Genomic DNA, 18,952 nt, shown 5'->3' on the forward strand with positions numbered 1-18,952 from the left:
CAAGTGAAATAAAAAAATCTAAAAATCCTTCTTCCAGCTTCATTCCTATATCCATTTAAATGAAGCTAGCCTCTCATTATTTACCGATTTAAGCTAGATTTTTTTCATGAGGTGGCCCTGCCTTATAATTCTAAGATTTGGAATATTCTGATAAAATAAATAAGATCCTATATCCACCCTGGCTGGATATTTTCTCTTTATCGTAGCGAAGACCATAAATGACCCAAGCAATTGAACAACAACCCTTAACAGAATTTACCGAAAAAGCCTATCTTGATTATTCGATGTACGTCATTTTGGATAGAGCCTTACCGCATATTGCGGATGGACTTAAGCCCGTACAGCGACGTATAGTTTATGCAATGTCGGAGTTGGGTCTAAAAGCGAGCGCTAAATATAAAAAATCAGCACGTACCGTGGGGGACGTCTTAGGTAAATTCCATCCCCATGGCGATAGTGCTTGCTATGAAGCGATGGTGTTAATGGCGCAGCCTTTTTCCTACCGTTATCCTTTTGTTGACGGGCAAGGGAACTGGGGCTCTCCTGATGATCCTAAATCTTTTGCTGCTATGCGCTACACGGAGGCGCGACTATCACCCTATGCCGAAGTATTACTTAGCGAGCTCCTGCAGGGGACTGTCGACTGGGTAGACAATTTTGATGGAACCTTGCAAGAACCCGCTTTACTTCCCGCACGTCTACCGAATATTCTGTTAAATGGTGCCACCGGTATTGCAGTGGGAATGGCCTCCGATATTCTTCCGCATAATTTAACAGAAGTGGCCAACGCCTGCATTCATTTGCTGGATAATCCACAAGCAGATTTAGCAGCTATTCGTCAGCATATCCAAGGACCTGACTTTCCAACCAAAGCGGAAATTATAACGCCTAAAGAAGCGATTACTTCGATGTATGAGGTGGGCAGTGGTTCTATTAAAATGCGCGCTATCTATCAGCAAGAAAAACATAATATAGTCATTACCGCCCTACCTTATCAAGTCTCTGGTGCCCGGGTTGTGGAGCAAATTGCTTTGCAAATGCAACAGAAAAAATTACCTATGGTTGAAGATTTACGGGATGAATCCGATCACGAACACCCGACTCGTTTAGTTATAATTCCGCGCTCGAATCGCATTGATATTGAAGGCTTAATGTCTCATTTATTTGCAACCACCGACTTAGAGCGTAGCTACCGCGTCAATTTTAATATGATTGGGTTGGATGGGCGACCAAAAGTAAAAGGTTTGCTGACCATTCTAACCGAATGGCTAAGCTACCGTATTGCTACGGTAACAAAACGGCTCAATTTTAGGCTAGAAAAAGTACTGGAGCGCATTCATGTCTTAGAGGGCTTACTTATTGCCTATTTAAACATAGATGAGGTCATTGCCATAATTAGAGAGCATGAACACCCAAAACAAGGTTTAATAACTCGCTTTCAGCTTACCGAGCGTCAAGCAGAAGCAATTTTAGAGATGAAATTGCGTCATTTGGCGAAGCTTGAAGAGATTAAAATACGTGGCGAGCTAGATGAATTAAACGCAGAGCGCGACTACTTGCAAAAAACCTTAGCGAGCGAGGTCTTATTAAAGGCCTTAGTTAAAGAGGAAATTATTAAGGACCGTGATACTTTTGGTGATAATCGTCGTTCTCCTATTATCGTTCGGCAAGAGTCGCAAGCTTTGAAAGAAGAGGATATCTTACCTAACGAGCCAATTACGGTCGTTTTATCTAAAAACGGCTGGGTTCGGGCAGCGAAAGGCCATGATATTAATGGCCGAGACTTAGCCTATAAAGCAGGGGATGAATTTAAAGCCCAGGCTTTTGCGCGTTCCAACCAACAGGTTTTATTTTTTGATAGTGAAGGCAAAGTGTATAATTTACCTGGACACTCACTACCTTCGGCTCGTGGTCAAGGAGAGCCTTTAACTGGTAAATTAAATCCTGCCGAGGGGCATTTATTTGAGGCGATTGTAGGCGGTGAGCCTGAGCAAAAGGTTTTACTTGCTTGCGATGCGGGTTATGGCTTTATAGCGACTATTAATGAGTTATATGTAAAAAACCGTAACGGTAAGGCCTGTATTAAGTTATTAAAGAATAGCCAGATTCTTCCTCCTTGTATCATTCCTGAGGGCGATAACCTGTTAGTGGCGTGTGCGACTAATGTGGGCCGGTTACTGTTGTTCCCTTTACAACAATTACCTGAGTTGTCGCGAGGTAAGGGCAATAAACTAATTAATATCCCCACTGCTAAGTCCAGCGCGCGTGAAGAATATATTGTCGATATGAAGGTGTTAAACGCTAATGACGTGTTAATTGTTCATGCGGGTAAACGCCATTTTTCCTTAAAGGGGGCTGATCTGGCTCATTATCAGGGCGAGCGAGGAAGACGAGGCAATTCTTTACCGCGAGGTTTGCAGAATGTCACCCAACTTGTTGTTGCTGCCGAATAAAATGTTTCCCGTGAAACAACGAATAAGGGTAATTTGGCGGAGTTTAAGCAACAATAAGCAAAAATAATACAAATTATGGGCAAAAAATGTTCTTTTTATCTAATATTAGATATAATAGATAGCATCTTTACAGCCGAGAATTGTTTATGCCTTATTTAGTGCGGGGAAATGCCAAGCAGCTTGCCTCTCTTTTTGATAAAGAGTGGTTATTTGAAGAGGTGGGTACTCCCGCTGGTGAGATGATTGAGGCAGATCTTGCGAAATCCTCCTTTCTGGGTGGGCCACAAGATGCTGAACATCATGTTAAAGCATGGCGAGATGCGGCTCAATCAAGGGTATATACCCAAGGCGACATGTCGGCGGCCAATTTATTTTTTTTCTTAGATAAAAATTATTTATTTAAAAAAGAGAATGAAGACTACTTAGACTATCAAAATAATTATGTTGCTTTATCCTTTTCCTACGTTAATGAGCATAAAGAGCTTTGTGGCCTGAGTATTCATTACCGGAAGGATAATCCTTCCCAATGGCTCATGGCTAGTGCAAAGAATACTTCATCAGCCTTAGAGGCAAGAGAGCTTTCTTTATTGTCGAGCTTTGATTTACAACCCTTCTTTGCTGAGTCCAATCCCGAAAAAATAGCCGTAGAGGTGGTTGATAAACTGCACAACCCATTAATAGAACAACTAGGCTCATTGCTGGTTAAGGGCTTGTTAGCACAGAGCTTGCTGGGGGATAAAGATGAAATTAATGGCAAGATTCTGCGAATAGCCCATTTATTTCGTCTTATAAATCTGAATGAACAAGGGCTAGTGAGTGATCCGATCAATGTTCAAGCATTAGATCCCGCACTGTTATTTGCTGAAAATCCAACTTTAGATCTCATTACGCATTACAATCTTCGTATTTCTGCAAGATTATTAGTTGATTGCCTTGCTGATAATAGCGGTCTACGTAAAGAGATTGAGTCCTTAAAATTAACGGATAATCCCGCCGTTAATGCCTGCATACTTCGCTTAACTATCCATTTTTATGAGCAGGGTATGTTAAATGAATACCGGGATTTAGTGCAGACGCAACTTATAGATAAAACTCGGGCGGGTACGATTTGGAACGATGAGCAAATTCAACTGGCTGCCGTTCTTATGCAAAAAAAATATCCTCCCGAACTAGTGCAGCAAATTTTATCTAAAAAAGCTTATTATGCTTCAGTAAAAGAATTATTTCATATGGGCTTGACTGATATTCCGGCTTATTTTTTAAATCCGGATAAAGTACGCGAGTTGGAGTTTATCGATAAGGTTGGCCAGACAGACCTTAAACAATTCTGCCTCCTATTTTGGGTTAAGGGGCAGTTAAGTTATAGCGAATACCAAACTATAATTAAAGCCGGTGAAACTTACCCTTTATTGGCGGAAACCTTGATTGCTCTTGATAAAACCGGTGAGATATCTATTAAAGAGTTAAAAGCATTGGCGCTTGATCCACAAAAACATTTACAGCAGTCTATTATCCACCACTTTGGTAACGATTATTCTGTAAATAGAATTACTTTAAATAAATTAAGTGTCAGTGAGCTAACGCGCTTAAACGAAGCCTTTGTCATTTTGAAACAGAAAACTACGGTAGGCCCTGAAGCTTTCGATGTCGCCGCGCGCGACAATGAGCAAGGCAAATTATTGCGCCTATTTCTTCCCTCCTTTAATACTATTTATAAACAGGCTTATCGTGATAGTTTGGTGGATTTACTTTATGAAGGGATACAAAAAGGACCTATCAGTTTAGATAAAAAAATTGCCCAACTAAGTGATAAACGCCTGCAATTATTTGCAATGGATTTACGCAATCGCGTTATTTGTGCCAAACAAATGCAAAAGCTGCATTTGAATGATGAGCTAGTGACTTTGGCTGCAAGCGCACAATCTAATGAGGCAAAACGCTTTCGCGAAATTATTTTAAAGGTTGAAGAGGCCTGTAAAAAAATCAATACACGCTTAGATGTCAATGCCAATGAAAAACAGCGCAAAGCTTGGCAAAATGCAGAAAAAGAATACCGACAAGTTTTATATGGGCTTGCCTATCAAACCCTTAAAGATCCTAATTACAACTATGGGCCCATCTTAGAAAAAGCACAGCAGAAAATGTTAGATATTGTTGATCCAGAGGTTAAATCTTGGTTACAAAAGGCCTTAATTGTGGTTGCTAATGTCTTTATTTATGCTTTAACGGCGGGCTATGCCAATCAAGCAAAAGAAAAAAGAATTGGAAACTTCTGGTTTTTCAACCATACTGATTCCGGTGATGAGCTGCGCCATTTAGAGGGTGAAATTAAATCGCAATTTAGAGGGCCGAAATAAGCATTCAATTCAGATTAAAAACATTAAAGTTCAAATTTCTTCCTTAGAGAACAACCTATGGTGTGGCCTTGGTTTAAAATTTATATTTTTTAATCTGGATGCTGTTCTTTTTAATAGTTGGTTTTTATATTTTCTTTATTGTTTATGATTTTCACTCCTTAAGCCCTTTATTTATTCAAAAATGTCGAAAAAAAATCTGGTTTAGGCCCTTTATGGGTAATATCGCTCTTGAACTTCTTTATTATTTCTGCTTAATATGGTTGTATACAAAATGGGATTCAAGGGATTGGGGTCTAAAATGAGCATACCCAAGAAGGCACTTAGGAAAAGTCAATTAGAGGAATTAACCGCAGGCTCAGCTGTTAATGATGGTTCACATCAAATTATACGGGTGGAGTTCTTAGAGAAGGGCATCAAAAAAAAGGGTTTTTTCAAAGCCATTGATCCTGAACACCATTATCCTGAATTGCTTGCCTTAATTAGTGTTGCCACCTCGGCCTTCAAACGCTCATTCCAAGGAAATAATGCCGCAGAAGAGCGGCTAGTTTTTGATGATAGTGATAAATTAGTAGGAACTTTATCTATTGCCATCGATGGGTTCAAACCATTTAACTGCCTTGGTGATGCGGAGCCTTTAGATTTAAGTGCTAAAGAATTGGTTGTTCCCAGCACTAAAACCTTAATTGAAAAAAATTTCATGGCAGTACTGTTTGGTCGTTATTTTCTCGACGATGATGATTCGCACCCTCGCAATGTGGGTTTTGCCGGCGATAATGGCGTTGATATTGATTATGATATGTTCTGGTATTGGTTCACCATCCATATGAAGGAGCCGAGACCTATTATTGGTGTTCCTAAAAAGAGGGTCACTCTTACCAAAGATGATTGGGAGTGTTTTCCCAGAACTAAAGACGCTAAGCATTATCATTGGCCCACTTATGTTTATCCGGGCCAAGAAACCTTACCTACTGTATTGCCGGCCCAAAGCTCTATTTTGCCTAAAGCTTTGCCCAAAACCTATGCCGATCCGACACAATTCCAACAACTAGCCAACAGCGCTGTTGCCCAAGATCAAAAACTTGCCGCAGCCTTAAAAATTTTAATTACCTACCAGCCGGAAGTCATGCGGGCGCGTTTGACCGAACTGTTTGATGTGATGCCTTTAAATTACACGTCCCTCGGCTCGGTTTTAAGTTCCAAATATGAAACAGAATTCCCCTTGCTGTGTAATGAGCGGACCAATGTTAAGCCCTTTGTTGATTTCATGATGAATTTATATCAAGAACATTATGATAGCCTTTACCGCGTAGTGGTGTTTTATATGGGATGTGACAATAATGGCTATGGCGTTCCGCTACCAGCAACCCATCATGCCTTATATAAAAAACCCTCTTTTTTTCAAAATATCTTGGCTTGGGTTAAAGGCCAAAATGCTACGGTTTATGGCGACGACGATAGGGCTGTTAAGTATAATGTGGAAGCAGTACAAAAACGTTACCATCAAATTTGGCGGGATGCTTTTGCCCCAAGTTTAAAAGCCTTATTACATGATTCATTTAATTTAACCAACAAATTAATCGAAGCGGCTACCCCAAGAATATTAGATGCCTCATTCGTCCTTCTAACTCCACCGGAAGGTAAAAAGACGACAGATGAATCATTAACTAATGCTTGGCAATTATTTGGCACCTTAGATGCCCTACCTAAAGAGGAAATCAGTAGGAGCTCAGAGTTGGCTTTGGGTAAAGAAAGCAAACTCCGGGAAGGCTTACTATTATTGGTTGATTTTACTAACGAATTTCATGCTATCGCTAAGGCTTATTATGAAAAAGAGTGTAGCGCGTTAACGGAAAGTGATAATTTGACCTTCGTTGAAGCCATTGGTAAATTATACACCAAATACAATTTACCTATTCGTCAAAATCTGGCTAATACCAGCACCTATGCCAATTTATTCAATCCCATTGCGGTAAGCCTAAAACAGTTTGCAGAACAGGCTAACTTCCAGTTGCATCTCACCACTACTGATGAGCAAATGCAAGAGGTCACAACGAGCGTAACCCTAAAAGATTTATTGCCCCATACCCATCCGGATATTATGGCGCAATTTAATGATTCTTTATTTGTTTGGGCAAGAATCATTAAGCCAGATGAATTGACCCGTTTAATTAATAGCATTATCGATACCCATTACGCACCTTATGTGGAGACTCTTTCTCGCCGAGGCCGGGCCGGTCCAGTAAAAGCCTATTTAGAAGCGAGCAAGGGCGAACGGGGGGATAACCGACTCGCCTACATTCTTAGTTCAGGCAATCCGGTGGGAGCGCTTAACACCTTATTAATTGAGCATTTGGCGCCACAAGTCTTATTAACCCACTCGATCCCAAGTATTGATAAAGCAATTAAAGCGGGTACTTTTCATACCGATATTCAGACAATTACCCGTGAGGCGGTGCAATTTGCTGTGTCAGATTCGCGTTTCATGCATCTAAACCACCAAGCCGGCAAGGAATTATTCTATAAAACTTTATTTGATTGGGTAGATAGTATTAAACCATCTGAGTTTACTGGCTTAATAGATTCAGCCCTTAGTGAATATGAAGCGGGTTTGTCATGGTTTAGTACTTCGCGAAGAGAGGAAGTCAAAGGCTATTGCAAAGCCTATGGTCAGGCTAAAGCCCTAGGAATGACCTTTATTAATGGTAGGGTCACCTCAACCTTAAATGAAACTTTATTTCATAAGATAGTTAATGCGATTAAAACCGATATAAAAAGAGATAAGGGCAAACACACCCACGAGGGCTATAAGTTAATTGCGCAGTATTCTATTGACCAGCATAAGGAGGAATATTTAAAAGAAATTCAAGTCTGCTCTGTTGAAGCAACGCATAGAAAACCGGCTTCCCAAAAAAGCTCAGTCCTAACAATGTGAGAGATTGATGTCAATTTTTAATACTTTAGGTTATGATTTCCGGTTTTAATCTTGAGTATTAATTTTTATGCCTTATGACGTTTTAAAAACGGTTCCGCAATACTTACTGCCTAAAAAAGGCTTAACGACTTTAGCGGGTTGTCTTGCCGAAGTAAGAATCCCTCGGATCAAAGATCATTTGATTGGCCGGTTTATAGAAAAATACCAAGTCAATATGTCAGAGGCCTTAATTGAAGACCCCCATGCTTATGCGTGTTTTAATGATTTTTTTATTCGTCGTTTAAAACCGGAATGTCGTCCTTTAGCAAAAGCAGATATTATCTCGCCGGTGGATGGCCGTGTTAGTGAGTTAGGGCCTATAGTAACCGGGCAATTAATCCAGGCGAAAGGCAAACACTATTCGGTGCAAGAGCTGCTCAATTGTGATGATGCAATCGCGCAGCAATTTTCCCAAGGACAATTTGCAACGCTTTACTTATCGCCAAAGGATTACCATCGGGTGCACATGCCGATGGATGCACGCTTAATTTCGATGAACTATATCCCCGGCGCTTTATTCTCTGTTCAACCTACCACTGCCCGAGTAGTACCCAAATTATTTGCGCGGAATGAGCGCCTCGCCGTTTTTTTTGAAACCGCAATAGGCCCTATGGCTATGGTCATGGTAGGCGCAACGATTGTCGGCTCTATTGGTACGAGCTGGCATGGTGATATTAAACGCGTTAAGAAAAAGGTAAGTTTTAATTATACCCAAGATAGCAGTATGAAAGAGTTCACCCAGGGTGATGAGATGGGGTTCTTTAAGTTAGGCTCCACAGTGGTATTGGTATTTGCCCAAGGGCAAAAAATGCACTGGGATGCCGCATTAACAGCAGGCTCGCCGCTACATTTCGGCCAAGCAATAGGACATTTTTGCTAAGTTTGGTTGGGGTATTTTTCCTTGTAGTCATTAGGGTTACCAATAAAGCACCAACTCCAATAATCTTGCCACCTCTGCATTTATAGCCATTTTGTAGCAACTGTCTTGAATTTTAATTCAAGACAGTTGCTAGGGTGCTGGAGAAGCATCATATAATTCATTAGCCGATGTAGTCATTATTAAAGTAAAAAGATTTGCAAAAAATCTTGTATATAGGTGAGGCTCATCATGAGCTAATAGGTAATAGCCGAGATTGTATTGCTTCGCACTTCTTCCAAAGCCCCTTTAAGCAAGGTGATGCGAATCGATAAACTTAAGTCGGCCAAAGCGATGTGTGCTCGTGATAGCTATAAGGTAGGGGTCGAATAATTAAATCGCTCAATGCTACCGAGAAGAGGACTTGAACCTCCACGGGGTTGCCCCCACTAGCACCTGAAGCTAGCGTGTCTACCAATTTCACCACCTCGGCATAGCCTAAAGGTACGAAAATAATGACTTACTGTCAATTGTTCTTCGTGCGTATTGCTAATGATTTGAGTATAGCTTTGCAATGCGAATAATTTTGTCTTTTATCATTTCCTTAACTTTTTGCTCCAGTGCTGATAATCCTGACTATACTTTTTAAAAGGAAGGTAGCCTCTTTGCCTAAGACGTAGTCAAAATAAAAATTGAACAAGGGACGTGCTATGACTTATGAAAAGAAATCCTATATGCCAGTGAACCAAGAATACATCAAGCCTTTGCTGGTCACTTCTAGTGGTGGTGGAGGGCATATCACAGCAATTATGGGCCTGCATGGTTTTTTAACGCAAAAGTTCACTGGGGTTAAATTGCCCAGCTATGAGCCGGTTTTATTTAAAGATAAACCAGAGTCAAGCTTAAGGGATCAAGTCCAATTAGGTATTAGTATGCTCCATGCACCGGTCATTGGCTCACCTATTCAGTCTCTGCTATCGTACACCACCTTTCCTAACTTACCGGATAAACGCAGTCTTGAGCGTGAAATCGCTGCTTTATCCCAGAAAGAAGAAGCTAAGAAGCGGCCTTATATAGATATGTTATTAGATGTGTACCCGGCAGGTTATGAATATGCTGCTATATGGAATATATTTCAACGCAATGATGTCACCTCGGAGCTTAAAAAATTAATAGCCTTGCAAGAGCGCTCTGATCAAGAGAACGAAAGGGCGGTTGAACGTTATTTCCTAAACCTATTAACGGAAGCTGCTAAGGCTCATGAAGCTTATACCGAGATTATTAGCACCCAAGCCATGGGCTTACCCGGCTTATGTAATGCGGTGTTAGCCTATAACCATTGGGTGGAAGCAAGACCTCATCTTAAGGCGCCTAAGGTATTTATCCAACAATACATGACGGATTTACCTACTAAGGGCGCGGTGCATTTTTTCAATGCTTTAGCGAGCCTTAAGCAAGAACAGCAAGCGCAAATGCTCTTATATGCCCTAGGGATGGAGGAAGACATCATTCAACATTTTTTCCCTCAAGGTGCGTTTTTTAAAGCAATTTTCGATATTCCGGTTAACGATAATCCGATGGTAAGACCAGGATTAAAAACGGTCAATGCTGATCATAGCAGCCATTTTCACCAACCGATTATGCTCACCTTAAGTGGTGAGCCGCAGGCCTATTTAGTGGAAGCCAATGAGTTAGTTGCCTCTATTTTGCTCGGTTCCCAAATAGGGAAGGATTCTATTGCCTACGCCGAGATACTGCTTAAAAATGCTGTGGATAGAGTGTTTGTTTTTGGCGGGCAAAGTCCCATGATTCAGGCCGAAATAGCAGCGATTTTAAAGGTCTCTCCTCAGTATAAAGAGAAAATAATTCCTTTAAATTATCAAGGCGACACAGAACTTGCAGCCTTAATGAGTCGTAGTAATTTTATTATTATTCGTGGAGGTGGTTTGTGTGTGATGGAGCAGTTAGCCATGAAGCATAGTCCGGAGCAAACAGTATTAGTCCATCATAGTCATGGCGCTGACGGTGAGTTAACCTCCGGCATTAGCTGGGAGGACGATAATGTAGATAATTTGATTACGGATTTACAAAGAAGGGGTGTTCATGCTTTAAAAACTACTCCGGCTCGCGCGGGAATAGACATAGCGCAAGCACGGTTAATTGCAGCACTTAAATGCTATGGATTAAACAAATTAAACGCTATTCAAATTAGTGAGGCTATTGACCGTCTGCAGCAATTACCTGAGGCGCAGTTGACCTTCTATGTTGCAGCATTAAAAAATGGGAACGATCCATTTCAATCCTTTCCTCAAGATTTGCTCAATTATTTGGCGGGGGTTAATAGTTAGCTCCAAGCTCGGGTGGGCAAAGGGTTCCGGGGGTGATGCTTTTTGCAACAGGGTCAAGATTATGATAAAAGATCACTACTTTTAATCACCTCCATTTCACTATGCGCTTAGTTCTAGATGTAACGCGTTTAATGCGACGTCTTCTTAAAAAATGCGCTTTAACCGGACTAGACAGAGTAACGCAGGCCTACGTAGAACAGTATTCCTCTTCAGCCCAAGCTTTAGTACGCTGGTCGGGGATGAGCTATATTTTGCCTAAGGCTGAATCGCAAGCCTTATTTCAATGGATCTTGCAACCTGATTCAAGATTAAGTGTATTGTTTTTGTTAGTTAAGGGGCGGCTAAAAAAAGAGACGTTCCGGTCTTTCAAGCAAGGCTTTCTTTTGAACACCGGCCACATTAAGTTAAATGCCGCGAATTATGACCAGTTAATACGAAAGCATCAGCTTAAACCCATTTATTTTATCCATGATTTAATTCCAATCAATTATCCTGAGTACTGTGAACCGGGGGAAGACCAACGCCATAGGGTAAAAATGAACTATGCCTTAGCCACGGCCACAGGTATCATTACCAACTCTATGGCCACCTTAGAGGAGCTACGGCGTTATGCTACTCAAATCCAACAGAAAATGCCGCAAGCTACGGCTGCTTTATTAGGTTCCTCTGTTGCTAACCAGGCCTTAGGGCGAAGACCTTTAAACAAACCTTATTATGTCATTTTAGGCACTTTAGAGGCGCGTAAAAATCATTTATTGTTACTGCACATCTGGAGAAAGTTGCAGCAGCGCTTAGGTGTCAGAGCCCCACATCTCTTCGTAATCGGCCAAAGGGGATGGGAATGCGAGCAAGTAGTGGATATGTTGGATCGTTGCCCAGCATTGAAAGAGGTGGTAACTGAAGTGCCCTATTGTTTAGATGCAGAATTAAGTCATTACTTAACTCATAGCCAAGCTTTGTTATTTCCCTCCTTTACCGAAGGCTATGGTTTGCCTTTAATTGAAGCTTTGTCTTTAGGGGTCCCGGTGTTGGCCAGTGATTTAGCCGTATTTCGGGAAATAGCCTGTGACATCCCTGAATATCTCGATCCACTCGATGCCGTGAGCTGGGAATCTTTAATATTAGCTTATGCTCATCCTGAAAGTAGAGAGCGTACCGCGCAATTAAATCGGCTTAGTAGATTTAAACCCCCAACTTGGCCGGAACATTTTGCGCAAGTAAATCTTTTTCTAAGCAAACTCTCCGGGGCTAATGAGAGCTCTACATTCAAATAAAGGCTGGCATTTTAAAAAATGCCTTGCGGCTCATTTTTTTAGCACAGTAACGCTCTATGCAATTAAAAAGCAACTAACCATTTATAGGTTGGGTTGCTTGTTTGACGATTATTAGGATTACCCGCGGTATAATGTTGACCTAACAAACGACTGGTATTGGCATCAAACTTGTTGCCTTGGATATGCGTTTGTAGACATTGGGCCACACCATAATTGGAGTGATTAGGGCAAAAGGCCTGTACAAAACTGTAATATTGATTAAGGGTACTATTGTAGGCCGTTTTTCCCAGGAAATTGAAACTTACATAATCTTTTAGAAACCACGGGCTAGTATTGTCCTTCCTATTTACAGCCAAAGTTTTGAATGAGGCCGCATTGCTATGGTCGGTTCCTAAACCCGCAGAATAAATGATGGGGATGACGAAACTTTGACCTGAGTTGGTTATTTTAAAGGCGTGGAGCTCATCAAAATGGGTATGCGCAGCAAGCATCCCGACAACCACCTCCGGGTACGCTTTGAGGATGTTTTTCAAAGAGGTTAAATAAGCGTTTTCCCACTGTTGAGGGGGGACATGCATGGCTAAAATGATGTTTTCATGTCTTGCTCTACTGGCTTTAATCTCATTATATAACCAGGTCAACTCCTCTTTGTCGCCCTCTCTGGAAGGAGAGAAACCCGGACGTGAGACGAATAAAACGCTATTTAAAGATAATAACTTAAGGTGATCACCTAGGGAGGCGCTGTAATAACCTTTATCGGTATTTTCTTGGTTTATACAGGGCGGCTCATTAACGGAGCATTTATTTCCTGTAGAAAGAAAACCATTACTTCCTCCATTGATAGAGGCAAATAAATTATAAGCAGACTTATCCCCATTGCGAAAAGCGCCATAATCGCGTAGAGGAGAATCATTATTACCAAATACATAAAATAAGGGGTTGGGGCTTAATTTTTCATAGTATTTTTCCAATACCAGGCTCATATCTGCAGTAGTCAATTTTTTGCGAAAAGCATTGTGGGCTGATAAATCACCCAATAAAATAGCAGCTTGAAACTGCTCGGAATGAGAGTCCATATAAGCACCCACTTTTGCAATTAGTGTTTCATAGCTGTTTTTATCTAGCTCTTGCGAAACTCCTTTAGCGGGGTTAATGCTGGTGCTTTGTTTAAGGCTTATGTCTACATGGGGATCAGAAATTATCACCAAGCCAAGCTCATTAGGATTCGCTGCCTGCGCTAAAGAAAAAGCAAACAGGAATCCTGCAAAGATAATAGAATTTAAGTGTGTTTTTGCATAAGCCATTAAGCTAACCTCGATAAAATAAAAGGCCATCATAGCAAGTTTACCGTGGGTAAAGTTGTATATTTGCACACTATTTATTATTTATTTACAATCGGCTGTTTTTTTAATTAAAATAAGGGGCTTGTTCGGGGACTTTACACCTTTATGCATTGAGGGAAGTAGTAACTAATTAAGAGATAATTTGTTTTTATTTTGGAGGGTAATTGATGAACATTAAATCCGCAATTTTTTTAGTTTTAGTATTAATTGATTTTAAGCTGTATGCCAATTCGGTTAAAGAGCAAGCCCAATATTGCCATGATGCGGGTGGCATCGTCGAAACAATGACCGCAGAATTTTTAACGCCTGCGGGCTATGTGCAAGGGCAATCTAAACGCTTTTGTAATTTTTCAGTGGACAATGGTTTTATTGCGATTGGTCTAGAAAGTTTTGCTGCGGAAGAACCTAGTATTGCGGCCACCTTCATGAAAAAAATGCGTCCTATAAAAGATGATTCGCCCCTCTGGAAAGGTCAATTTAGCAATCCAGCTCATAATGTATGTAAAAACCTTGGCGGTGCCGGTATTGCGTTTATTACCAGCGGTGGCTTTGCTAATTCTTTAGGGCAAACCGATATTTGCGTCTTCGGTGATGGCTCTATGGTTAGCGGTTGGTCGTTGATTTATATGGCTAATCATCGAGAAGGTTATGATGCAGTTAAAGAACAAGTACGTGCCCCTGCAATGGATATCCCTCTACCCTAAAAGGCAGGTAGCATCAATGAATAGGGCTAACACTATTGGCTAGCCCTGTTTGAGGTAGACTCTCGAGTTTACTGCCCGCGCTAGCCTAATCGGAAATTAGTCGCTGTGGCATTTTCAACTTCCGGTTGTATACAGGCGGATAGCCATGTCGCTCCTAGACGCGAAATAAAGGCAAGGCCTTCAACGAGTGCGTTAATTGGTGCCATCACTGCTAAGCTAAGCGCTAGAGAGGCATGAATGCTGCAATCACGGACATTTTCTAAGGCATGGCGGGGTTTGCAGATCACTAAATTGCTAAGACCATTGATGGCGGCACTAATCGCATGCGCTGCTTGATAAAGAGAGCTAAAGCCTGAACTCACACCACTGGCTACGGGCGCTGCTAATTGTCCTAAACACTGGAGAGCATCTTGGTAGGGGGTGAAAAAACGCGACCCTTTAAAGTAGGAGGATGAGGGCAGTAAAGTTTTATATTGTTCACTTTCTTGAGCGCTTCTCGCGGAAAAACTCAATGGCGATAAATCAGCAATAGGCTCCTCACCACTAAACCATGATGCAATAGTTCGAGTGAGCAATTCAAGTGATGATGTTAGGGCATTAATAGGAGCCATTACCGCAAGGCCAATAGTTAATAGTGAATGAAACCCTGCATCCCTAACTGCATCAACGGTATAGCCTGGCTTTAAAATGAGCAGATTACCTAGAGCCCGCATTGTTGCCCATACTGCTCTCATGGCATAAACACAGGCGCTTAGTCCATTAACTATGGGTACATAAGCAATAGTTGCTATTCCATAATAAAATTCACCCTGATTTGAATAAGGCCTAGTAAAGCGCTTTGCTGCAAGATAGTGGTTATCAGGTAATAACCCATTGTCGCTTAAGGTTTTTAATTCTTCATTGTAGTTGGTCATGTGGCCCTCGTCATTGCTCGGAAAAGAGGAGCCATTATAACAAAACACTTGCAATGTTCAACATTGATTCAGTTTGTCATGGTGTTGATCTTAGTTGGCTTAGGAGCGAGTTAATGTTACTGGAGAGCTATTCTAAATATGAGATTTTGCTGACAGTAAAGTTGCTCTTTGCAGTGCCAACTCGTAAGCTTACTTTATCTCCTACCCTAGCTTTTAATAAGGTTTTTGCTAAGGGCGAAATCCAGCTTATTTTTCCTAAGCTAAGATCGGCTTCATCGATTCCAACAATTTTAACTGTATGTGTTTCCCCCTCTTCATTGAGGTATTGCACCGTGGCACCAAAAAATACTTGGTTAAGTCCTTGCTGAAGTTTAGGATCGACGATTTTAGCGCTTTCCAAGCGTTTAGTAAGATAGCGAATGCGGCGATCAATTTCCCGCAACCGCTTTTTTCCATAAATATAATCGCCATTTTCTGAACGATCGCCATTACTCGCAGCCCAGCTTACTACTTTAACAATTTCAGGGCGGTCGTTGCTTACTAAATTTCTTAATTCGGTTTGCAGCATGGCAAAACCTAAAGGGGTCATATAGTTTAAATGCTTTGTTACTATTGGTTCAGGACGCTCCGGTTCAATATAATTATCGTCTTCCTTTGTAAACGCTTTGCTCATGGAAACTCCTGTTATAAAAGGGCTATGTTCTGTACCTTATTTGACAACTAAAAGAACCTATAGACGGAGCTTAGCTATTTTGCAATGTATTTAGCATAAGGAAAACCAGCTTTTAGGATACGCTCCCGAACCCCTTGCCATTCAATCGTCGCAGGAGGTAGTTCTATAGCGATACACATGGCTGATGATGCATCTGCCCTACGTAAATTATAGTATAAATCATAAGCTGCTCTACTGGGACGTTCATCTAGGCGGTAAAATAATTGGGAACTGACGCTAGCGGGTTTTTCTTGTGCGATAACAAAAACATCCCCGGCTCTTTTTTGGCAGAAGTCATCGAGCATGTTTAGATCGTCAAAATAATATAAGGTTTTCTGTGGTTGATAGTGACTCGCTAATTTGCCAGGAACCCTTAGGTCGTTTTCATTTTCTACTGCAGAGGTACTGATCACTTTATTAATGGTGTGCTCATTGATAAGGCCATGGCGGAGAACTTGATAACTTCCATAGTGCGTTGCATCAATAATGGTCGATTCAATACCTACACTGCAACGGCCCCCATCTAAAATTAATAAGCTATTTTTATCGGGAAAAGATTGCTTTACATGTTGGGCTGTAGTGGGACTAATCTTACCAAAAGGATTAGCTGAAGGTGCAACCAGTGGTACGCCGGTTTTGTTTAGGACCTTTTGCGCAATATTATGAGCGGGACAGCGGATAGCGACAGTTGCCTGACCACCAGTGACCAGAGGATTTATTTGGTCTTTCTTAGCTTTTAATACCAGAGTTAGAGGGCCTGGCCAAAATAAATCGATTAATTTTTGAGCATAGTCAGGAATTTCCTCAACATATTCGCCTAAATCCCAACCATCGCCTACATGGACAATTAATGGATGACTCAAGGGCCTGTTTTTCATAGCAAAGACTTCTTTAATTGCTGTTGGTTTATTGATCATTGCTGCCAAGCCATAAACGGTTTCAGTCGGTATCGCGACCGGTTTGCCAGCCTGTAATTCTAAAATGGCTTGCTCAATACTGGTAATGATTAGGGGCATAAGGGGCTCTAAATGATGATAAAAACTGTAATAGGCTGAATCAGGTTAAAAATAAGACATTATTTTCACATAATTCAGCCTTTTTAGGAACTAGTTCACAATAAAAAGTGCATAATTCACCACTTAACTGAGGTATTCATGATATCGAGGAACCCACATCGTTTCTTCTATGACTTTATCAATTTCGTTTTCATCCATTTTTTTAACATGCCCCTCTGCAATGGCCTGGACAATTACCGCTTTGGCGATATGCTTGCTTACCTCTCGTATTGACGATAATTCAGGTAGTAATCGTCCTTCACCGGTTTTTACCGCAGGTGCTAAATCACTTAAAGCCAAAGCTGCTGCCATCATCATTTTATTGCTTACTCTTGTCGCTTGTCCTGCTACTACCCCTAAGCCTACGCCTGGAAAAATATAGGAGTTATTGCATTGGGCGATACTGATTTGGCTGCCATTGATTGTAACTGGTTCAAAAGGGCTGCCGGCGGCAATCAAGGCATTCCCGGCGCTCCATTTTAAAAGATCTTCGGGTACGGCTTCTGCTCGGGAAGTCGGATTAGATAAAGGAAAAATGATTGGTCTTGCACAATATGAGGACATAGCTTTTACTATTTGCTCGGTAAATTGCTTGGGTTGGCCTGAGACACCTAATAAAATAGTGGGGTTAGCATTGGTAATTACGTCTAATAAGCTAATGTTATTCGGATCATTTAGATGCCAATTTTTTAAGCCTTCATGAGCTTGCACCAGTCCTTTTTGGAAGGGTAAAAGTGAGGTCATTCCGTCATGAATTAAGCCATTACGATCAACTAAATAAAACCTGGTACGCGCTTCTGCTTCACTTAAACCTTGCGCTATCATCGCTTGCACCAGCTGTTCACTTATCCCGCAACCCGCAGAGCCTGCGCCGAGCACGGCAATACGCTGCTCTTTTAAAGGTACTTTTGCTACTTTAGTGGCGGCAATAATCGCCGCCACAGCGACTGCCGCAGTTCCTTGAATATCGTCATTAAAGGTACATAATTGATCTTTATAGCGATCTAAAAGGGGATAAGCATTTTGTTGGGCGAAATCTTCAAATTGTAACAAGGTAGTAGGCATATGTTTTTTTATTGATTGTACAAATTGTTCAACAAAATCATCGTACTCCTTCCCCGTAATGCGTTCATGTCGCCAGCCTATGTATTCTGGATCATTAAGCCGTTCATGATTATTTGTCCCTACATCTAAAATAATCGGTAAGGTTTGTTCTGGGTGAATGCCGCCGCAGCCCGTATACAGAGATAATTTACCAATTGGGATCCCAAGACCACCTGCTCCTTGATCACCTAATCCTAGAATGCGCTCGCCATCAGTAACTACGATAACGCTGATTTTTCGGTGCTGAGCAATCCAAGCAATTGCATCATCCATGGTGTCGCGTTCGGGATAACTTAAGAATAGCCCCCGGGGTTGTCGATAAATATGGGAGAACATTTGGCAAGCTTCGCCGACCACCGGGGTATAGATAATCGGCATAATGTCTTGTAAATTATCTAAAATGAACCGATAAAATAAAACTTCATTAGTGTCTTGTAAGGCTCTTAAGTAAATATGTTTTTCTAAGGGAGTGGTTTTGGCGCTGTAGGCATCTTTACAGCGTATTACTTGTTCTTCTAAGGTTTCAGTAACATTCGGGAGTAAACCGTGTAAATGAAATTCATCTTTTTCTTGCCTAGTAAAGGCAGTACTTTTGTTCAGGAGCGGATCTCTTAATAAGTCTCTTCCTCTTTTGCTCACCTTAATTGCCATGCTAAAACTCCCTTTTAATTGATTTATATAAAAAAAAGTTTAGCTCATGCTGGGTATTTTTGCCTTTTAATTCTTAGCAACCTACAATAAATAACTCATGTTACGCACATAAACTTGTAGTTTGACTAAAAAGCATTAGAATTCCGCCCTTAATTTTAGGGAGGGAATTAAATGGATATGCTTGATCTTTATAGTGATTATTTGATTTTC

12 protein-coding genes and 1 tRNA gene are annotated in these 18,952 nt (G+C 41.1%); 7 read left to right on the forward strand and 6 right to left on the reverse strand.

Going from position 1 to position 18,952, the window contains the following annotated elements:
- The first annotated feature begins 218 nt into the window (after positions 1-218).
- The 4 genes from parC (at position 219) to asd (ending at position 8,661) form a co-directional block, all read left to right on the forward strand.
- Complete coding sequence (gene parC / locus ELY15_RS06795; protein WP_127098910.1) at positions 219-2,453, forward strand: DNA topoisomerase IV subunit A; 2,235 nt, start codon at positions 219-221, stop codon at positions 2,451-2,453.
- A 146-nt stretch (positions 2,454-2,599) separates the two neighbouring features.
- The gene (locus ELY15_RS06800) at positions 2,600-4,810 is read left to right on the forward strand and encodes a hypothetical protein (protein ID WP_127098911.1); all 2,211 of its coding nucleotides are present in this window, start codon (positions 2,600-2,602) and stop codon (positions 4,808-4,810) included.
- Between the two features lie 298 nt (positions 4,811-5,108).
- Positions 5,109-7,742 carry a hypothetical protein gene (locus ELY15_RS06805; protein WP_127098912.1) on the forward strand — a complete coding sequence of 878 codons (2,634 nt, stop codon included), beginning with the start codon at positions 5,109-5,111 and terminating at the stop codon, positions 7,740-7,742.
- A 67-nt stretch (positions 7,743-7,809) separates the two neighbouring features.
- Complete coding sequence (asd, locus tag ELY15_RS06810; RefSeq protein ID WP_127098913.1) at positions 7,810-8,661, forward strand: archaetidylserine decarboxylase; 852 nt, start codon at positions 7,810-7,812, stop codon at positions 8,659-8,661.
- A gap of 385 nt (positions 8,662-9,046) precedes the next feature.
- Here asd and ELY15_RS06815 read toward each other — a convergent pair.
- Positions 9,047-9,130: transfer RNA gene (locus ELY15_RS06815), tRNA-Leu, on the reverse strand.
- 217 nt (positions 9,131-9,347) lie between these two features.
- Here ELY15_RS06815 and ELY15_RS06820 point away from each other — a divergent pair.
- Together ELY15_RS06820 and ELY15_RS06825 are read left to right on the forward strand one after the other, a co-directional pair.
- Complete coding sequence (locus ELY15_RS06820; RefSeq protein WP_127098914.1) at positions 9,348-10,985, forward strand: hypothetical protein; 1,638 nt, start codon at positions 9,348-9,350, stop codon at positions 10,983-10,985.
- Positions 10,986-11,086: 101 nt separating this feature from the next.
- The gene (locus tag ELY15_RS06825) at positions 11,087-12,259 is read left to right on the forward strand and encodes a glycosyltransferase family 1 protein (protein ID WP_127098915.1); all 1,173 of its coding nucleotides are present in this window, start codon (positions 11,087-11,089) and stop codon (positions 12,257-12,259) included.
- Between the two features lie 62 nt (positions 12,260-12,321).
- Here ELY15_RS06825 and ELY15_RS06830 read toward each other — a convergent pair whose 3' ends face one another.
- Complete coding sequence (locus ELY15_RS06830; RefSeq protein ID WP_127098921.1) at positions 12,322-13,563, reverse strand: metallophosphoesterase; 1,242 nt, start codon at positions 13,561-13,563, stop codon at positions 12,322-12,324.
- Positions 13,564-13,769: 206 nt separating this feature from the next.
- On the opposite strand from ELY15_RS06830, the gene ELY15_RS06835 reads away from it, so the two are divergent.
- Positions 13,770-14,306, forward strand: a complete 537-nt coding sequence (locus tag ELY15_RS06835) for a hypothetical protein (RefSeq protein WP_127098916.1) — start codon at positions 13,770-13,772, stop codon at positions 14,304-14,306.
- 80 nt (positions 14,307-14,386) lie between these two features.
- Here the strand turns inward: ELY15_RS06835 and ELY15_RS06840 are convergent, their stop codons facing one another.
- The 4 genes from ELY15_RS06840 to ELY15_RS06855 all read right to left on the reverse strand — a co-directional run bounded on the left by ELY15_RS06840 (position 14,387) and on the right by ELY15_RS06855 (position 18,742).
- The gene (locus ELY15_RS06840) at positions 14,387-15,220 is read right to left on the reverse strand and encodes a type IV secretion protein Dot (RefSeq protein ID WP_127098917.1); all 834 of its coding nucleotides are present in this window, start codon (positions 15,218-15,220) and stop codon (positions 14,387-14,389) included.
- A gap of 127 nt (positions 15,221-15,347) precedes the next feature.
- Positions 15,348-15,893, reverse strand: a complete 546-nt coding sequence (gene greB / locus ELY15_RS06845; RefSeq protein ID WP_127098918.1) for a transcription elongation factor GreB — start codon at positions 15,891-15,893, stop codon at positions 15,348-15,350.
- Positions 15,894-15,967: 74 nt separating this feature from the next.
- Complete coding sequence (locus ELY15_RS06850) at positions 15,968-16,948, reverse strand: L-threonylcarbamoyladenylate synthase (protein ID WP_127098919.1); 981 nt, start codon at positions 16,946-16,948, stop codon at positions 15,968-15,970.
- Positions 16,949-17,071: 123 nt separating this feature from the next.
- A complete protein-coding gene (locus ELY15_RS06855; RefSeq protein WP_127098920.1) occupies positions 17,072-18,742 on the reverse strand; it encodes an NAD-dependent malic enzyme in 1,671 nt (556 codons plus the stop codon).
- Between the last annotated feature and the right edge of the window lie 210 nt (positions 18,743-18,952).

Source organism: Legionella sp. km772 (assembly GCF_003989735.1).
GTDB lineage: Bacteria > Pseudomonadota > Gammaproteobacteria > Legionellales > Legionellaceae > Legionella.